Origin of the sequence: Nitrosomonas sp. Is37 (assembly GCF_033063275.1) — a bacterium.
Lineage (GTDB): Bacteria > Pseudomonadota > Gammaproteobacteria > Burkholderiales > Nitrosomonadaceae > Nitrosomonas.
The window spans coordinates 1-19493 of record NZ_JAWJYP010000031.1; the positions used below are offsets into that span (position 1 = coordinate 1).

The 19493-nt window shown below is 47.4% G+C and carries 17 protein-coding genes and 1 pseudogene; 1 reads left to right on the forward strand and 17 read right to left on the reverse strand.

Features of this window, described 5'->3' with window-relative positions; genetic code table 11:
* Positions 1-468 precede the first annotated feature (468 nt).
* The 11 genes from R2Q26_RS12630 to R2Q26_RS15585 all read right to left on the reverse strand — a co-directional run bounded on the left by R2Q26_RS12630 (position 469) and on the right by R2Q26_RS15585 (position 10635).
* On the reverse strand, positions 469-1323 hold the full coding sequence (locus R2Q26_RS12630; RefSeq protein ID WP_317536609.1) for a phosphate ABC transporter ATP-binding protein: 855 nt from the start codon (positions 1321-1323) through the stop codon (positions 469-471).
* A gap of 299 nt (positions 1324-1622) precedes the next feature.
* Entirely contained in the window at positions 1623-2498 is an 876-nt protein-coding gene (gene pstA / locus R2Q26_RS12635) for a phosphate ABC transporter permease PstA (RefSeq protein WP_317536610.1), read from the reverse strand.
* Entirely contained in the window at positions 2495-3373 is an 879-nt protein-coding gene (pstC, locus tag R2Q26_RS12640; RefSeq protein WP_317536611.1) for a phosphate ABC transporter permease subunit PstC, read from the reverse strand. The genes pstA and pstC overlap by 4 nt, the downstream gene beginning before the upstream one ends.
* The gene (locus R2Q26_RS12645) at positions 3327-4154 is read right to left on the reverse strand and encodes a phosphate ABC transporter substrate-binding protein (protein WP_317536612.1); all 828 of its coding nucleotides are present in this window, start codon (positions 4152-4154) and stop codon (positions 3327-3329) included. Before R2Q26_RS12645 ends, pstC begins: the two co-directional genes overlap by 47 nt.
* On the reverse strand, positions 4151-6289 hold the full coding sequence (locus R2Q26_RS12650) for an FAD-dependent oxidoreductase (RefSeq protein WP_317536613.1): 2139 nt from the start codon (positions 6287-6289) through the stop codon (positions 4151-4153). Before R2Q26_RS12650 ends, R2Q26_RS12645 begins: the two co-directional genes overlap by 4 nt.
* Before the next feature lie 14 nt (positions 6290-6303).
* Positions 6304-7257, reverse strand: coding sequence for a radical SAM protein (locus R2Q26_RS12655; RefSeq protein ID WP_317536614.1), 954 nt, complete (start codon positions 7255-7257; stop codon positions 6304-6306).
* Between the two features lie 3 nt (positions 7258-7260).
* Positions 7261-8316, reverse strand: coding sequence for a methyltransferase domain-containing protein (locus tag R2Q26_RS12660; RefSeq protein ID WP_317536615.1), 1056 nt, complete (start codon positions 8314-8316; stop codon positions 7261-7263).
* 25 nt (positions 8317-8341) lie between these two features.
* On the reverse strand, positions 8342-9028 hold the full coding sequence (locus tag R2Q26_RS12665) for a TIGR04283 family arsenosugar biosynthesis glycosyltransferase (protein ID WP_317536616.1): 687 nt from the start codon (positions 9026-9028) through the stop codon (positions 8342-8344).
* Entirely contained in the window at positions 9015-9737 is a 723-nt protein-coding gene (locus tag R2Q26_RS12670; RefSeq protein WP_317536617.1) for a DUF2064 domain-containing protein, read from the reverse strand. Before R2Q26_RS12670 ends, R2Q26_RS12665 begins: the two co-directional genes overlap by 14 nt.
* On the reverse strand, positions 9727-10368 hold the full coding sequence (locus R2Q26_RS12675) for a DUF3047 domain-containing protein (RefSeq protein ID WP_317536618.1): 642 nt from the start codon (positions 10366-10368) through the stop codon (positions 9727-9729). Before R2Q26_RS12675 ends, R2Q26_RS12670 begins: the two co-directional genes overlap by 11 nt.
* Positions 10369-10515: 147 nt before the next feature.
* Positions 10516-10635, reverse strand: a complete 120-nt coding sequence (locus R2Q26_RS15585; RefSeq protein ID WP_411182348.1) for a hypothetical protein — start codon at positions 10633-10635, stop codon at positions 10516-10518.
* 305 nt (positions 10636-10940) lie between these two features.
* On the opposite strand from R2Q26_RS15585, the gene R2Q26_RS12680 reads away from it, so the two are divergent.
* A complete protein-coding gene (locus R2Q26_RS12680; protein WP_317536619.1) occupies positions 10941-11105 on the forward strand; it encodes a hypothetical protein in 165 nt (54 codons plus the stop codon).
* Between the two features lie 287 nt (positions 11106-11392).
* On the opposite strand, the pseudogene R2Q26_RS12685 reads toward R2Q26_RS12680, so the two are convergent.
* The 6 genes and pseudogenes from R2Q26_RS12685 to R2Q26_RS12710 all read right to left on the reverse strand — a co-directional run bounded on the left by R2Q26_RS12685 (position 11393) and on the right by R2Q26_RS12710 (position 19249).
* Positions 11393-12365 (reverse strand): annotated as a pseudogene (locus R2Q26_RS12685) (IS481 family transposase).
* A 73-nt stretch (positions 12366-12438) separates the two neighbouring features.
* Positions 12439-14151, reverse strand: a complete 1713-nt coding sequence (locus R2Q26_RS12690) for a c-type cytochrome (protein ID WP_317536620.1) — start codon at positions 14149-14151, stop codon at positions 12439-12441.
* 62 nt (positions 14152-14213) lie between these two features.
* Positions 14214-14876, reverse strand: coding sequence for an SCO family protein (locus R2Q26_RS12695; protein WP_317536621.1), 663 nt, complete (start codon positions 14874-14876; stop codon positions 14214-14216).
* A 66-nt stretch (positions 14877-14942) separates the two neighbouring features.
* Positions 14943-16700: a hypothetical protein gene (locus R2Q26_RS12700; protein WP_317536622.1), complete on the reverse strand. Its 1758-nt coding sequence runs from the start codon at positions 16698-16700 to the stop codon at positions 14943-14945.
* Positions 16701-16760: 60 nt separating this feature from the next.
* Positions 16761-17471 carry a twin-arginine translocation signal domain-containing protein gene (locus tag R2Q26_RS12705; protein WP_317536623.1) on the reverse strand — a complete coding sequence of 237 codons (711 nt, stop codon included), beginning with the start codon at positions 17469-17471 and terminating at the stop codon, positions 16761-16763.
* Between the two features lie 44 nt (positions 17472-17515).
* On the reverse strand, positions 17516-19249 hold the full coding sequence (locus R2Q26_RS12710) for a multicopper oxidase family protein (protein WP_317536624.1): 1734 nt from the start codon (positions 19247-19249) through the stop codon (positions 17516-17518).
* Positions 19250-19493: the final 244 nt, after the last annotated feature.

The following is a 19493-nucleotide window of genomic DNA, read 5'->3' on the forward strand; positions in this document are numbered from 1 at the left end:
TTTTCTTGCCATGATTTTTTCCTCGTAATTCATGGCTATATTGTTTCATTTCTTCATTTTTCAATGCTAATTGGAATTATACAAGAATTTCCTACTCGATTTAAAAGAAATGGTCGATCTGATTTTCTGGTTGGAAGTAAATCACTATCACATCATGTTGCCCATGTCACGTGACAGCGATTGTTGCTGTCGAAAAGATGGGAACTTGAGTTGAGATAGCAATCACGTCGCGTCGGGCAACTCTGACAATACCCTACGATTTGGAGCTATTTGTAGGCTGGATCATGCGCTGAGAACTGGGCTGCAATAGGAGTCGTCAGCAATAGTAAAAAGTGAGAGTGTCACTGAAGATTGAATACAAAAAAACCATGTCCAAGTTTACCGATTTCGCTAGATGAACTAGATAAAATGGATTAATCCTAGATTCCTCTATAAGGACTTCGGTTAATTGGTTGAAAGCACAGCCATTTATCCCTTCGCACCATTCACATACGCTGCTGTCAGGGGATCAGTAGGTGCTTCAAAAATATCGCGGCAATGGCCAAATTCAACCAGATGACCGATGCGTTCGCGTTCCCTGACCCAGAAGAATGCAGCGTAATTAGCGATACGACGTGCCTGTGCCAGATTGTGGGTCACAATCACGATGGTATAGCGCCCGCTTAACCGATTGATCAAATCTTCCACCACACTGGAGGCAATGGGATCCAGCGCGCTGCACGGTTCATCCATCAGTAAAATCTCTGGATTCAGCGCTAGTGCCCGTGCAATGCATAATCGTTGTTGCTGACCGCCCGATAAGCTCAATGCCGAGGTATCGAGTCGATCACAGACTTCATCCCATAAGCCGGTATCGCGTAAAGCCTGTTCCGTGATGGCCTGAATGTCCGCTCGGCGGGTAATGCCATGTTCACGCAATGGCAAAGCAATGTTACGTTGAATAGACAGAGGAAAAGGTGTCGGTTTCTGAAACACCATACCAATTCGCTTGCGCAACTGTTGTACATTGCAGTTGGCATCAAAAATATTTTTGCCATCAATATGGACAGCGCCATCGACACGGCAATCTGGGATCAAATCGGTCAACCGGTTAATGGCGGATAAAATACTGGTTTTTCCGCAACCGGAAGGACCAATCAATGCAGTAATACAACCCCGATAAATATCCAGTGTCACCTTGTCGAGCGCACGTTTGGTGCCATAAAAAAGTGACAGATCCTTGACCTGAATAATAGGTTCGGGGATGCAACAATAAGGACCTGCTTGCAAAGGACCAAGCGTATAGGAACTGCTGTTATCACATGGCAATTGTGTTGTGTTCATTACTTCATCCTAAATTCCTCAGTTGAAGACTCCTAAATCGCTCAAGAACCCTATTGATTAAGGTTCTTTGAAAGATCCATGGCATTACCAATCAGATGAGATTTTAGTGAAACAATCAAAATCTGCTGAAAGTGTTGCCACACCTTGCTCTCAGCTTATTTACTGTAACTGAGGAGCAGTTAACATTTTTGGCTGTGAACCGTTGATAGTATTAGATTACAGCTATTTTCATTCTAAATTCCAACTGAGGAATTTAGGTTCATGAGTTTCAAGATAGGCAGTCATATCAGATTTTGATTTCATTCTGTCCTCAGCTTTTTACGCTGCCAAAAATGGGTAAGTTGTATGGCTGCTATATTGATCACAAGCAACAATAGGATAAGCACCAGCGCTGAAGCATAAGCGGGCGCATCACCCCCCGGTACATTCATCGACAAATCAAAAATATGCAGCGCCAGCACACGGCCGGAATCCAGCAGCGATTCAGGCATACGATCGACATAGCCACTGGTAAACAGCAGTGCTGCCGTTTCCGCAGCTGCCCGCCCGATTCCCAGCAACAATCCTGCCGCCCAGGCTGGAGCCGCTATTGGCAGCAACAAATGAAATAATATGGCTGCCCGCGACATACCCAACGCAGCAGCAGACATTCTGTAACTCTCCGGTACGGCACGCAATCCCGCTTCCGCCGTACTCACTAGAATAGGTAATAACATACACGCCAAAGTCAGGCCACCGGATAAAATGGAAAACCCTAGACCCAGATAAATGCTGAAGAAAGCATGCCCAAACAAACCGAATACGATGGAAGGCACCCCTGCCAGCACCTGCAAACTGTAACGCACTAAGCGGCCGAATAGACTCATGACAGGAATAAATTCCGCCAGTAACACGGCGGTTGCCCAGCCGAGCGGTACTGCGACCAGCAGCGCAATCACTAAGACTAGCAAGGTGGATACCAGTATGGATCCAATACCGCCTGAGCGGCCTGCATCACGCGGTACATCAATCAGAAAATCCCACGATAGCAGCGCGCTGCCACCCCGGATCAGATCGAGCAGAATCCATAGAAACACACCACTCACGCCCAACACTACGAGATAAATCAGCAATTGGACGACACGATCACGCAGCAAATGATTAGGCTTGCTCATAACGGTACTGGGCTTATTCATAGTGAGTGCTCCTTTCCAAACCAGCCTGCCAAACTCGTCAACACCATTACAAGCAATAACAGCAGCAAACCCGAGACAAACAACACCGCACGATGATTCCCCATGGCATAAGCCATTTCCAACGCAATATTGGCAGTGAGGGTGCGAATGGGTGCAAACAAGCTGTCTGCATGCTGCACCACATTACCCGCCACCATCACCACTGCCATGGTCTCCCCCACTGCACGAGCGGCTGCAAGCAAGCAGCCTGCCATGATTCCTTTACGTGCTGCAGGCAGAACCACGCCATAAATCATGCCCCAGCGCGAAAAACCAAGCCCCGCTGCTGCTTGCAAATATTCGTCAGGAACAGCGGCAAGCGCCACATAGCTTGTCAGTGCCAATGTTGGCAAAATCATCAGCGTCAAGATCAGTATCGAGGTGAGCAAGCTCGCACCGGGTGGCTGCCATTGATTGATCATTGGCACCAGCGTCGTCAATCCCCAGAAACCAAATACTACGGAAGGAATACCGGCCAATAATTCAATCAGTCGCCGATAGAGCATGGCAACAGCAGGTGATGCGTAATAAACCATGAACAGCGCTGAGGCGATACCCAAAGGGACTGCTAGCAAAAGAGCACCGCTACTCGCATAAAGAGTGCCCATCACCATCGGCACCAAGTTATATTGATCTTCCAGGGGATACCAAGCCTCATCACTCAAAAAACGGAGGGGCGCGATATGTTGCAATGCTGGCCAGGATTCCAGCAATAAAAACAGCAGGATCAACACTATGATGAGCGCTGCCATCCCTGCGGCTGCGCGCAATAACCCGCACAGCCAGCGATCAATCGATGCTGATCGGAACAAAATACTGTGCTTCCACCAAATCATGCGCTTGCTCCGTTCGCGCAAATTCGATGAATTGTTTGGCCAATTCTCTGGGTGTCTTGCGGGTGACCAGGTTGAGCGGACGGGACAAGGGGTAAGTGCCGTTGCGCACGCTGGCAACCGATGCAGCTACGCCATCCAGGGGGAGCAGCTTGATGGGTACACTATGTTGTGCAGCATATTCTGCGGCGCCAATAGAAACATAACCGATTGCATGAGGATTACCTGCCACGGTCTTGACCCCTTGCTGATTGTCGCCGATGACGATGTGCGGCTTGATAGCGCTATTTTTTAACTCAAAATGGGACAAAAACAATTCCAGCGTGGAGCGCCCTTCCGCCTTATTGACCACGGTGATGCGCGCATCCTTTCCGCCTACTTCCTGCCAGTTGGTTATTTTGCCTGTGTAGATATCGGTAATCTGTTGGCGAGTCAGATTAGTAACAGGATTACTGGCATGAACAATGATCCCTACCCCATCCAGTGCAATGGTAAATGCCGGTAAATCCTGCTCATCCGACTTCATGGCGCGCGACACCATGCCAATATCGGCGATGCTCTTGCGCGTATCGCTGATTCCGCGCGAAGAACCACCCGTTTGCACATCTACCCGTACACTAGGATGCAGCGATTCAAACCGCCGCCCCAGCTCAACGGCCAACGGTGCGATCGTGCTTGACCCGGTCAGCACCAGTTTGTGTGAGGTGGCTATGGCAGTAGCGCTCAATCCCGCTAAAACCAGCGTCACAATTGTGATCCAAACTAATTGCCTTAAACATCTCATGATTGACTTCTCCTACGGGCATGATAACGCTCTACCCAGTTTAGCAAGTATGGCGAAATATGCTGGCGTTTCCATTCCCCGGCAACGTATTTGTTGGCTTCCGACCAAGTAGGGTAAGTATGGATTGTGCCCAGAATTTTATTGAGACCCAGGCCATGTTTCATGGCGAGGACAAATTCTGCCAATAGATCACTGGCATGCTCACTGACGATGAGCACGCCTAAGATTCGGTCTCTACCCGGTACTGTCAATACTTTAATGAAACCATGCGCAGCTTCATCGGCAATGGCACGATCGAGTTCTTTCAATTCATAGCGCGTAACTTCATAAGCGATGTTGCGTGCTTTTGCGTCTTGCTCGGATAAGCCAACACGTGCCACTTCTGGGTCGGTAAACGTCGTCCATGGAATTACGGAATAATCGACCTGGAAGCGTTTGACATGACCGAACAGTGCATTGACCGACGCATACCAAGCTTGATGTGCAGCTACATGCGTGAACTGATAAGGCCCAACTACATCGCCACAGGCATAAATATTGGGGTAAATCGTCTGCAACCAGCCATTCGTCTCGATGGTGTGTCTCGGAGTCAACGGAATACCCAACCCCTCCAAGCCCAGTCCTTCCGTGCGTGCAACCCTACCGACCGCGCACAGTAAAGCATCGAATGGCAATGCTTCCTCTTTACCTGTTTGATTACGCACGATCAGTCGTTGCTCGTCGCCATTTCTTTCACAACGCACTGCTTCCATCTGTGCTAGCACCCGCACCCCATCCGCTTGCAGCACCCCTTCAATTAGCGTGACTACTTCTTCATCTTCACGCATCATCAAGCGATCGCGCTCGACTTGTGTAACTTGGCAGCCCAAACGAGCGAATGCTTGTGCCAATTCACAACCAATTGGCCCCCCACCAAGCACCACCAGCCGTTCAGGCCGCTGCGTGAGTGACCAAATGGTTTCTGAAGTGTAGTATTTGACTTGTTCCAATCCCGGAATAGGCGGAATGAACGGGCGAGCACCGCTTGCAATCACTATCGCGCGCGTAGTCAAGGTTTGCCCATTTACCGTCACCGTCCAGGGTGAGGTGATGCGCGCTTCACCCTGTATCACCTCCACGCCTAATTGAGTATAGCGTTCCACAGAATCGTGCGGCTCAACGGTATGGATAATGCGCTGGACACGCGCCATAACATCACTGAAATCATAGTCGAGCGCTACTTGGTTTATGCCTAACGATTGAGCATTTTTTGTCTGCTTGACAAAATTAGCGGTACGAATCAATGTCTTGGAGGGAACACAACCATAATTGAGACAATCGCCACCCATTTTGTGACTTTCGATCATCGTTACCCTGGCGCGCGTGGCAGCCGCGATATAGGATGTCACTAATCCTGCTGCACCTGCGCCAATCACCACCAGATTACGATCAAACTGGACTGGCCTGGGCCAGCGCGCATAGAGCCGCCTCTGTTTGATGATACCCAGTGCCCACCGGGCCAACCATGGAAAAATAGCTAGCAGCAAGAATGAGCCGATCAATGGGAGTGACAAAATATCGGATAGACTGGCAATGGTAGCAAGCTGGGTACCCGCATTGACGTAGACAGCCGATCCAGCCAGCATGCCGATGAGACTCACCCAGAAAAAAGTACTAACACGAATTGCCGTCAGCCCCATCAGTAGGTTAATCAGAAAGAAAGGGAAGGCGGCTACCAAGCGCAATGAGAAAAGATAGAAAGCGCCATCCCGTTCAATTCCCCGGTTAATCACTTCGAGACGATCGCCAAAATGGCGTTGCACTATATCACGAAACAGATAACGTGCTGCCAGAAAAGCAAGCGTAGCACCGACAGTGGCTGAAATCAGCACAACCGGCACCCCTATCCAGAAGCCAAATACCGCCCCGCCTGCTAACGACATCACGGTGGCACCCGGTAACGAAAGCGCCGCCATAACAATATAGGTTATGGCATACAGACTGATTAGCCAAATTGACTGTTCCTGATAGGCCTGCACAAGCGCATCATGACTCGCCTTGAGGGCTTCCAGACTAAAAAAACGCCCTAGATCAAAGATGAAAAATAATCCGATCAGCACCAATAGAAGCCCGAGTAACCACCAGCGTTTATTCATCTTCTTCTCCTGGATTATTCCGATAACTTCAGCTCACTGCACGAAGCTCCAAAACGGAAGCAACTGTAACAGCGATGATGTTTCATGCTGACCGGAACTTGCAAACTCTCTGTAAGCGTTTCAGCCAGCGCGTAGTCGGGATCATCATCCACCAGCGTACAGGCATACACCTGCATTCTGCCATTGATTTTGACGATCATTCTACTGAAAGCACACATGAACTGTTGGCGAGTCTTTTCAGTTTGGTAGGTGGTCATGCAGTGCGTAGTGATTTGAGGAACGATGATATTTGCTGCTGGGGGATGAAATTCCGGAAATTCAATACGCGGCAGATCACCTGGTAAACCCGCTGCTTCAAGTATTTCGCTAAAACGCCTAGCCACCTCATTCGCATCCACGCCAGGAATTACGTGACTTGCAATGAATAAGGAAAAACCCTTCTGATAAAGTCTTCGCATTCCTTCCAGCGTACGGGCAAACATACCCTGCCCCCTGCCCTGATCATGCTGCGTTGCATCGAAATGATCGAGGCTTACCCGGAAATGCAGTGGGTGAGGCCGTTTGAGCAGCGGCTCAAGCTGGTAAAGACGTTTGATCAGCGGTTCTGTCGCATTGGTGAGCACCAGGCAAGGCCGATACTGTAACGCAGCATTGAGTATGCGCACGATATCCTTGTTGATAAAAGGCTCACCGCCGGTAAAGGAAAACTGCCGTACACCGAGCGATACAGCTTCGTCGATAAATGGCTGCACATCATCAAAGCGCGCTAATTGCAGACGGTTATCGCCAGGTTTTGAGCCTTCAAGGCAAAAAGGACAAGCCAGATTACAAGCGGTGCCGGTATGGAACCAGACTTCTTCCAGTCCATGCGCTTGGATGAACCCGCGCGACTCCCCTTCCGGTGTGCGATACCATAAATCAGATCGGTCCGTGCTTGGGGTTGAGCTGCGGATAACCTTTGTGTCCATGTTTTAGCAGCATCCACTGCCTGCTTTTCCGCTTATTGCAATTGCACCATCATCGAAAGGCAAGCCCATCCCACAACCAGGGAAAATGCCAAAATGGCGATCAAAATTGCCGTAAAAATCAAAATGTTCTCTAAAGCGCGTGTCATGCAGCATGCGCAGAGTATTACCACAAACAGGAAACTGTCGACCTGCCTCGATCGCATGATGTTTGTCCAGGATGAACAAATGCGGATGGTGCGGAATCGTGCCACGATACACGACTGATTGACCATGATCCTCGCAAGCAGGCTCCAGATTGTCCAGTTTGAACAGGCGATAAGTCGCAGAATAGAAGCGGATATTGCCGGTGCGCTCAGCAAGCTGCGCATTGCCAATCGTCACAGACTGGTCATCCACCAAGCGTGGATCAATAAAACCACATCGGCGAGCAAGCTGCAGAAAATCGTTCCAGTACAATGCTCCGCCCAGGCACTCCCCGTACAAAACAGGATCACGCGCCAACACGGCTGGAATGCGTCGATCGCTATAGACATCCGAAAAATACAATTCTCCGTCGGGTTTCAGCACTCGCCAGGCTTCGCGTAATACTGCCGCTTTATTTGGTACAAGATTGATCACGCAATTAGATACGATTACATCAATACTGGCATCGACCAGTTCCAGCTCATGCAAGCGCTCGATATCACCATGCAGGAAGCGCGCATTACTCTTAGCATAACCAAACGCCTGACGATGATAGTCTTCATACCTGCGCGCCACAGCCAGTTGCTCTTTAGTCATATCCACGCCAATGACCTGACCCTGTTCTCCAACCAGTTGAGACAGCACATAAACATCCCGCCCAACACCACAACCGAGATCAAGCACTGTCAAACCGTCCAACAACTGCGGCAGCACCAGACCACAGCCATAGTAGCGATTCAACACTTCACTATGAACTTTTGCCAGCAAGGGTTTGACATATTCGGGTAAGACTGCATCCGTGCAGCAAGCATTGGTTTGCAGATCAGCAGAACTGGTCAGCATTTCACCATAGTATTTCTGAACGATTTCTTGCATGAGATTTCTCCTATTGTAAAAATTATCAGGAACGGCGAGCGCGATACTGTTCTGCTAATTTATCAGGTGATACGCCGCATGCAAAGCGGATTGCCAATTGTCGATTGTGCCAGGTGCGCCGCCACCAGCCGTCACGCTGCCAGCGACGTGGATCAACCCATAATGGTTCCAGTAATGGTTGAAAATGTCCCAAACGACGTAGTCCTTGCACCAATGACACTTCCTCAAACAGCGACCAGGGTGCATGCCCTCCTATTGCAAAATAAGCATTCCGTTTGACAAAAATTCCCTGGTCACCATAAGGCACTCCAAAACGGCTGCGCAGAGCAATAGCAGGCTCCAGTATCAATGCTGGCCAGGCGCGTGGCGCGTCAAACTGAAAACGGAAATAGCCGCCAACTGCACCTTGCGCAAGCGCTTGAGTCATCGCTGTCAACGGATCAGGAGGCAGGCGCAGGTCAGCATGCAGAAACCAGAATACCTCCCCTTGAGCCAACGCCGCACCCTGCAACAACTGCCGTCCACGACAAGGTTCACTGGCTACCCAGCACGCACCGTGCTGGGCACACATATCGCGACAAGTTTGACTATTCGCACCATCGACAACGATGATCTCCGCGGGGTGATGCGGCAATTTTTGTAACTGTCCAAGTAGCTGTGCCAGCTTCTTTTCATCGTGATAACACGGAATGATGACGCTAAAACTGAACATGATGGATTTTCAAAGTGTAAGCAATAGCACATGCTAACGCATGGAGTTGGCGCCGGGCTGGTCGGGCATCATGTTGTAATAATGTGATTAATTCCAAGCAATCTTCTAGCTCATCCACATCAGAACGTTGCTCCAATACCGCAACCGACTGCCCGTTGCAACGACAGCAACTCATCAAGGCTGCGCCCAACTGGTCAGTGCTCCACGGCAGATCAGCCAGTACCGGCCAGGGAGTGCAGCTAGCCATCAAGACAACCCCGCCATCTGTTGCCGGTATCAACACCGTATCATGATGCTGCAAGGCAGCGCGGCATGTTGCATAATCAGTATGTGCCAGTATTGGCGCATCACTACCGATATAAACCAACTGCTTCAATCCCTCGTAACGTAACTTGCTATCGAGCTCATTGAGACGCTGGCCGAGGTTGCCGATTGTTTGTGGTTGTATCCATACCGCCATGGAGGATGGCAACAAAGTTGTTGCCCAATCATGATCCTCCTCCGATGCGGGTGCAATCACTACAAGACCATTCCAATTCTCCGCATCTTCCAGGGCACAGGCCAAAAGTGCTTGTGCGATCTGCTGTGCTCTTTCCATACCCAAGCTATTTGCCAGACGCTGCTTGCCAACCCCCAGGACAGGTCGTTTGCAAACCAAAACCAGTGCCATTTCATCCATCATAATTACTGACGATGAATTATTGTTCACTAAACCAGATATCTCCATACCAGGCTGTTGCCGCACCACCGGTATTATCCGTATCAGTCATGATGGCTACAGCATCAACCTGGGGTGGTTCTTCACCAAACAATAATCGATAATCATCACGCACATTGCGGCGCTCGCTGACCCATTGATCGATCCGCTTGGAACCAGATTCTACAGCGATCATGCGTGCATTACTTGTAAAGGCGTTAGGCCAGCTACTCCCAACTGGCTGCCTATTCGACCACACATAGTTGATGGCGCGAGTACGCCAGAACGCTAAGCCACCTGAAAACACGACATAGATTCTCACTGGATAATCATCACCAGCCCGGGTGCGCTCATTGTTACCTACTAATATGTTATCAATCTTCCAGCTCCAGTTAAGGATGGGTGTCTTGCCAAGATCGATATTTATCTCGCGATAAAGCCCTGAGGCAGCAGCCTTGCTATCAGCATGCAAAACGATTTTTCCATCATTGTTTTTAAGCGCATAACGCGTTTTCCCAGCAAATACTTTCGAGTGCCAACCACTCAAGTCGCTTTGGGAAAAACGGGCAATATCGACCCGTTCACTCCCTGCCCATGACAAAAGCGGAAGACAGACAACCATCCAGTACAGGAATTTTTTCATATTAATCACCATTTGATGCAATCTTTATCTTCCAATAGATAAAGATTGATTAAAGATTAATTCCAATACTCATTACATGAGTACTAACGTAATCCCTCTGAATGATCGTTGCCAGCTTGCTTATTCTGATCGACGGATCATCAATAGCTACTTCCATCCTTCTGCTCTAAAGTCATCACTCAACTTATGCTTGAGTATGCCCATAAGCCAGGTTTTAACTGAAAACTGATGAGAAAAAGTGCTTTGTGCACTCATTGCTGCCAGCAAGGCTTCTTGAACAGATCTTCAGCAAAATGATTATCTTTTACCCTCATAATGCAAACTGGAGAGATAATTACCATATTCTTCCAGCCAGCTCTGCTCATTCATATTATTTTTTAACCATTACTGATATTGCTTTAGAAAAGTTGCTTAACCAAAAATTCCAAGCAAACGAGATTTCAAACCAAATTTTCATTTTGACTCTATTTGCGTTAAATGTGGAAAGGATACTAGATTTTTACAACTAATTAAATTTATTGATATTTATCATGAAGCCTACGGACTTTCAAAAATGACTAGCACAATCTGACATGTTAACGCCTTCTCAACGGCAACGCGCCTTGAATGCGCTCTCCACTTCCAATATTGGCCATGCGAGCTACAGTCTTATCGAGGAACGAATTGCTAATGAGAGAAAGTGCCCTCGATCCTCGTTGTCCGTTCTCGTACACCTAGAAGCACGCAACATGGGGTAGCGAATGGTCTCCAGCGTTCCCGGTGCACTCATTGCGGTCGCACTTTCAACGCGTTGGCAGGCACGCAAATGGCAAGGCTTCTCAAGAAAGAAAAGTAGTTGGATTATGTACAGTCTATAAAAGAGGACGGGAGTATTAAAAAAGTGGCTCAGCACGGCATCATCCACTCGTCTACGGCATTTCTGCTTGCGACACTGGTTTCTGAAAGGATTCATGACTGACAAAGCATCGGTGTTGTCTGGTATTGCGGAGGCAGATGAGACCTTTTCCCTAGCGTCATTCAAGGGTCAGCGAAAACTGTTTAGTCCCACGGTATGCTGGAAAGGGTCAACGTTAAATCGTTCTGGCTCTTTTGTCCATATTTTGCAAATGTATTCGTAAGGCGTGAGGCCCTTGAGAGTTTTCAGTCGTCTGGAGAAGTTATATGCCGTCACAAAAGTATGTAGGTGAGCCTTCAACTGGTCATGTGAATTATAGTAATAGCGTTTCACAGTCGCTTCTTTGATAGCTCTATCCATGCCGCTCGACCTGTCCGTTTGTCCAGGAATGTTTTGGTTTCGTGAGCCGGTGTTCAATGCCGTGTCCATGACAGCAAAGATCGAACATATGCGTGATCCACTGTGCTGTCGGCCCGTTGCGGTAGCGCGGCGGGTGACAAAACTGGCTGCCGTTATCAGTCAGGATCGTATGAATTTTATAAGGAACGGCCTGGACCAGGTTGCGCAGGAAAGCCGTCGATATTTTCCTGTCTGATTTATCATGCAACTCCACATAAGCAAACTTCGATGTGCGGTCAATAACCACAAACAGATACAGCTTGCCTTCCTCTGTGCGCACTTCAGCCAAATCGATATGAAAATAGCCAATCGGATAGTTTTTAAATTTCTTCTTTGCAGGCTTATCACCCTCGACATTCGGCAACCGGCTGATGCCGTGACGCTGGTAACAGCGATGCAAGGTCGAGCGTGACAAATGCGAGATCGTGGGCTGCAGCGCATAAAGACAATCGTCCAGAGGCCAGAGTGTCTGCCGCCGAAAAGCCACACACATAGCTTCTTCCTCTGGCTTCAAAACCGTGGAGGCAGGCTCCTTCGGTCCCATTGGCGCATCATGGACAAAGTCACGCTTGCGCCACTTGGCTACGGTCTTGGGATTAATACCGTACTGCTTCGCCAGAACGTTCAGGCTCTCTTGACTATGTTGTATCGCTCGACGCACTGCCTCCGTCGTGCGGGCGCTTCCATGCAGAATTTGTCCCATAATTCCTCCCTCAGTAGCTGGGGGTATATTACACCACCATACTGCGGGACTAAACACCTAGATACGATAGGATTCACGGTATGATCCATCTGCTTATCGCACGTACTTTATTCTTTTGATCTGGAATCATGATATAGGCTCCTTTCGATGCAAAGCGTTGCCCAGGCCCTAAGCCGAGGGTTGGGTGCGTTCCATTATTGAGATTGCTTTCTGCTTCACTCTCAATAAATTCACTAAAATAATCACGAAAAAAATCACCCCGCATGCTTCGCATACCATAATCTAATAGGGTCAGCATGTAGTAGGTCTGAAACTGTAAAAGGGGGTGAGTGATTTCTATACGGTTCGAGCGCATCCAGGCACGAACTCTAAACGCTCGCGGATGATATGCCGTGGGTAATTCATAGGGATAGGTAAAAATCACACGCTCGTTTTCTGCCTGATTTCCTTGCTCCTGCCAACTATCCAACGCATTGGATGGCAAAGCAATCACACTTATGTCAGGGAGATGTTTATTGAGTACTGAAATAACCTCTGGCGTATGTTCCCCAGGCCAGATAACTAATGCATCAATATCCCCGTGACGTGTATTGATTCTGTCAATAACATCAGTGAAAGCAGCTTTGCTCGATACTTCAACCGACTCGAGTCGATGCGAAGGATTCCTTTGGTTAACTGCTGTAGCAAAAGCTTGTGCAGGTATCCTGCCATATGGATCTGTAAAACTAATTTGTACCATTGTTTGTGGCACTGGACTTTTTTCATCCAGATACCTTGCTAATACTTCTGCCTCCAGCTCCAGTCCACGGGAAAAATAGAATGAATAAGTATTCTCTTCATTGGTGGTTTGAGGTAAGTCAGTATTTGGGAACAGACAAGGCATTCGTTCTTTATCGCAAAATTGAGCGATAGGCGACCATAAACCGTTAACAAATCCACCTGCCAGAACAAATACAGGCTGATCTTTATATGCCTTTGCTAGCTGCTCAGCCCATGTGTCGGGTGTGCCGTGTAGTGTCCATACATGCAATTGCCAGCGACGATAAGAATCGACAAAATCTGAGTGATTATATGTAGAGAAATTTCCCTTGCTAAGATCATTCGCTAGAGCCAGATTGAACCAATCGAAATAGCCACGAATGGTACTGAGCACAGCATCGCGAGCTGCCGGATCACTGGAATCATTCACTATCGTTGCAATGTGTACTATCTTGGAGTCAATACCAGGATCGTGTTCAACTGATAAAGTCTTCAGGTAGGCAACCAAGTTTGCCATATCTTGATCCGATAAATTATAGCGAGGCATTACAGGATCAAGAGTATAGTCTCCTGGATCTACTCCGCTACGAATGGCTCTGGCCAGAGATTCGTCGGTATAGGCTGGTCGCATGCGCGGTTGACGCATGCGAGTCACAAATTCTGGAGATCTGATTTCATGAAATAATTTGGAAAAGATTCGATTGCGATTTAGCTCACGAGGCGCAAGAAGGATCGGTCCTGTAACAGGCAGGACATATTTTCCCCCTTCACTAGATCCCATCCCACTCAACCGGTGACATTTAACACATGCGAATTCAGGGCCAGATACTTTCACATCTTGATTCGTCACGGCCTCAATGGGTTGATTATTAGTGGTAAGTCCCTTCAGGTAGATTAATCTACCCGCCTCTACATCACCAGTTAAAATCTGATTTTTTGCGATTAGACTTCGCCCTGGTATAAAAATGACAACAATAATCAATAAAGCAAAATAGACTGCAAATCTTGGGTGTGATTGAAAATTCATGAACGAAGATTATAAGCAATGACAAAGGAAGCAAATTTGAGTCATGCAAGTTTATTTTATTATTATATTCCGCGCTCAATAACAAGCTTGCTAAAGTGACTCATCAATTCATCGACACTCAGAAAACCCTCAATTCGACTCCACTGAGCATCAGGATGTGCTCTGAGGAAAGTGTAGGTCAAGTGATTCATTTTATTGGAACCTGGATAAAGGGCACCGAATGCCTTCATCAAGCTGCGAGTAGCTTCATTATTACCAGTAAGGAAAATCCAGTTTTTCCCCGCATTATAACGTTTAGCATAATCTGATAGCTGTTGCAAACTATCGTATTCCGGATCAATGGAAATAGAAATAAGCAGATAGTCTTTGCTAATTTCGCTTAATCGATTTTGTGCTTTAGAAAATGTGGCGCTCAGAACCGGACAGGTAGTTGAACAAGTGGTATAGATGAATTGAAGCATAACCGGACGAGGCTGTGCCAATAGTTGATCAATTTGAATTTCCTGCCCCGTATTAGACAGGAAACCTAAGGCAGGAATGTGATACTGTGCATTCGTGACCGTGTAGCGACTACTTGATGGGGTGCCAACCACAGTTCGAAGTGTATTAGAATTTTTTCCATCATGTGAGAGTGCATGAACAGAAAACATCATCGCACCCATTGCCCAGGTAAGAATAACTGCGATGGTAAGTATCCAAGTTTTGTTTTTTTTCTGAAAAATCATTCTTACAGTCATCTTGCGTCTGAGTTGGTTCACAACCACTGGCCGTGAACCAACGTGCTTCAAATGTTAATGGGCTGACCAAACTGCCGTGTCATGATGAAGCGCATCACCTGTATACAGCCTTAATCGCGCAGGTGGATCATAATTGAATGTGACCACAACATTGTGTTTAGCAACCCCTTTTGTTGTAGCATTTTGTGATGGTAATGTATTTCCAAATTTCATGAATTTCGTCGCATCAGAATTGTTCCACATTGATTGTAGTTTATCCATTCCATACTTTTTTCCAGGCGTAGTCAAAGGACGAGGTGCATCTGGCAACATTACAGGTCCGCCTGTTAGCCACCAATGGGCGCGACCAAAAGTGAACCAGGGACCTGAGCCACCCACCGGTAGGGTATTATGGAAAGTATTTTCCCAGCCACGCGTCCCGCCGAAATCAACGACGATAAATGCTTTTGGAAAGTAATCAGCATTCAGAAGCTCCATTTTCACAGTTTCCCCTCGCTTCTTCCACTTATGCAATTCTCTCTGCATATCTCTCAGCGTCCCATCATCTTGGCCCTTGATCTGTCCGTAGATGGTATTGTTAGCAAAAAACAATGTCATGTCTGCATCGGGGTCAGCCTTGACGCCTCGAGGAAGACGAGTTCTGTGCTGCCAATCATCAAATGACTGCTCGGCTTCTGTCACTAAATTGCGTAATTCTTTGCCGCTTGCACCAGCAGCAATTTTACGAAAAGCATTCCACATGCGCTTCTCAGGTGCCAGATCACCGATCATATTAATTGCATCCAGTTTGGCTGTTTCACTGGCGCGCGGATCTTCACCAAAAACTCCGATCTCAAACGCATTACGTGGATTACCAATAAGTTTTACATTCATATTTTCCACCACCTGCACGCGCGGAGGGTGTCTGCGCCAGCCCCAGTGATATGTTAAATTCCAGAATCGGCTAGGGGGCATTTTCATTTCAAATTCAACTTTCTGGCCATCTAGCATCGGGAAAAAAGTCTGATCAAGAGCAACGTGAGGCAATTGTTGTCCATTTAAATCCTTAACATCATCAAATGCTATCATGAAGCTGGCAAAGTCGTCCGCACCACGATTCAACACATGAACGTTGTAATGAATCGTCCACGGTACATCCGCCACACTGGAAGAATCCACATAAGAAGTATCTGATTCAATATGAGAGTCATACCAAACCTGATTGATGACAACGGTACCGCCGATAACGTTGCCACTACCATCTAGAATAGGTTCCACAGTTTTGGTCTTAAGCGGCCCTATATAATGCAAGATGGGAAATCCACTATACGCGCGCGGAACTGGAAGTGGATTACCTTCAATAATATCGATCGCAAACTGTACGCGGCTTGGATCGATGCTGCCATGACCTGCACGCTCCTCTGGGCTGCCACCTTGGGGATCCCCGACCACTTGGCGCAATTCTTTCAAAATAGCAGCTAGATCATCTGTAGGGGAAGTTTTGTCAATAGTAGTTACGTGAGGCTCAGGATGCAGGTTATAGGGTTGCTCAGGCGTAGAAGGTAGGGTATTTGGAATTTCTTCACCGTTAACATCGCACACATTTGCGTATACCGTAGGCAGCAGGTTGGCTGGCTCAGGACCGAAACTGTCCCCCTCTGGAAGAGTGGTAGTTGGCGTAATAATAGTAGTAGTTGTCCCATCAGACGACAGCTCTGCAGTTGAAGGCGCAGGTCTGGGTCGCGGCATCACACAGGAATCCGCCAACAAACTGGTCGAGGTAACGACCAGTGCTAATACCGCACTCGCAAATATACTTAATTTCTTCAACATTACTTTCTCCACTTCTTAAATTGGTATTGAATTGCTACTAATCGTATTTAACTGGATGTTTTATGCCTGACGGTTGTCCGATGAATAGCCGCGCTCGCTTAACTGTCGTGGCCCGGCTCGATGTAATCCTCCAGTCGGCATTGGGCTGGGCATAACCCAGGAAATTCTTCTGACAGCATCTTCTGCCAGGATATCTACTGGGTATGTCCCCCAAAGACCAGCCCGACCGTTGCCATAAAAAACGATATCTACCTTTCTTGAAGAGGATGAATTAATTACGCTATTTGATGATTGTCCTGCTGTATGACTCTGATGATGATAAACGCGCTCTTCCAGTGCTCCCAGCGCGGTAATATCCGCACGGACGAATGACCACCCATTCCTCAAACCGTACTGTGAAGCAAAATTCTTGAGGCGATCGATCGAATCTTTGGCCGGGTCGCGCGTTACAGAAACCATGAACACATCCCGGCCAAGTTTATCGCCCAGCAAATCTGCCACCTTAGTCAGTCGCTCAGTGATGGGATAGCTCACTTCATTGTCAATGGTCATAAAATTGATCATCACCACCTTGTCCTTCACCAGATCATCATAAAATCGCAGCTTCTGACCAGTGTGGGTCACAACCACTGCATTGGGGAATGTGTGGGTAAGCTTAGTCGCCCCTTCCGCTAAACCAGGTACCACTACCGCCTTTGCGTCAAGCGCTAAACCAGTTGCTCCAATTGCTGCAATCGGTGCCGTTTTCATAAAATTACGTCTTGTCGTCATGATATTCTCTCTATTTATCCGTATATTCAATAATTCTCTAAAAACTAATCACCTTGTCCCGGCTCAACGATATCCCAGCGGATCATCATTGCATGGTCTTCGTGCACAACGTTATGACAATGCATGACATGTTTGCCCAGGAAATCACGCCAGCGACTATAGAATTTCATTTCCATGTTTGGCCCCAGTGATACCACGTCTTTGCGCGACTTGAGCACATCGCCTTGTCTTACCGGTTTACCGTTGATTTCCAGAATTTGAAATTCCTCAAAGTGCGTGTGTATCGGGTGTACCCAATTATTACCCTCATTGCGTAGTGTCCAGATTTCTGCTGATCCTTGTTCGATTTTCGCATCGACTCGATTTGGATCCATCAATAGACCATTGATAGTCCAAAGACCGTTGGTGTAATCAAATACGAAAAGACGTTCCTTGCGTACCAGACTCATATCGATCGGCGGCAATTCTCTCAATCTGTCGGGGATACGGCTTAAATCAGGTCCTTTGGCAGGTACAACATCAAAGCGCATGATCAGATCACCACTTGAAGTACGGCCAGTTGGGCCGGCACCGTCATCTTTCATTTCAAGATGATTGACCAAATAAACTTGCTCACCCACATTAAAATTAGAAAAATCGACGATAACGTCATGGCGCTGGGCAACCCACACTTCAATGTTTTGTTGAACAACAGGTTGGGGAAGCATATTGCCATCAGTTGAGATCACGATGAATTTCTCACCCTTGGCTGAGCCCTTTGAGGGTTTTGCTGCTTGCAGTGTTAAATTGTATAGGCGGGAGGGGCCACCATTGAGGATACGGAAGCGGTATTTACGCTTTTCAACTTTGAGATACGGCTGGATAGTACGATTCACAGTGAAGCGATCACCCAGCATCCCATTCGTGGTGTAATGCTCGCTGGCATGCCCGCCTCCTGTCGGTGCGGGATTGAAAAAATCCCATAATGCCTGACCATTCTGATCAAATTTCACATCATGCAAAATCAGTGGAATGTCATACTCACCGCTAGGTAAACGGAAAGCGTTCGGATTGGTATCGCGCTCATTATTTGAATCAAGCTCATCGAACAGCAGATAAAAACCTGTCAGTCCCGCGTAGACATTCGGGGCGGTAAAATCAAGGCGGTGATCGTGATACCACAGCGTGCTCATGATCTCCCTTGGATCATGGCCGGCTGGGAAGTTAGCGTAGTGATAGTCCCAATATTGGCCAGGATCGAAGAAATCCTGCGGGATGCCATCACTTTCAGAAGCGGTGTGTCCATTATGAAGGTGGATCGTTGTCGATGGCAGGGCAAATTTGATATTTCCGTTTCCTACGGGGGGCAAGTTATTAATGCGCCGCACCAGAATCGGCTCCCCATATTTCGCATGAAAGGTTTCTCCAGGAGTCATGCCATTAAAACCCCAGGACCAGGATCCCTGATTGTAAGGAGGTTCAGGATGATATTTCCAGAGGAATTCACTAATTACTTGCTGATAAAACTTCTGGGGAAGAAATTCATCATAGCGCTGATGGGCAGAAGGTTCTGGAAGTGGATCAATCGATGCTACTGGTTGAGCAATGGGGATTCGAAATAATGGTGCAATAAATGGTGTGACTGGTGGACTCGGCTCCTCTGCTATGCTCGGCCTGAATGTCTGTGGAAAAACCAATCCACTTTGCGGTATTGCGCCAGCATTCATCGCCTTTGTTGCTATGCCTGCACCTGCGGCAGTGAGTGCCATTTTAAAAAATTCTCGCCTCTTCTTTGACATGATTCCCCTTTCTTAAAGTAATTGATAAAAATTAGATTGCTATATCGTTACTAATAATCGTTACTTCTTAAGCAATACCAAATCAGCAAGCATGCTTAATTATCTTGTTTTAACTCCCTATTTCTATTTTGATTTTTTATAAACAATAAATATGTCAAATGATTTTTATCAGATAAGTACAGATATAGAATTCCAATAATTCTGTAAGGTTTTTTAAATTAGCACGACTAATTTATATCTTTCT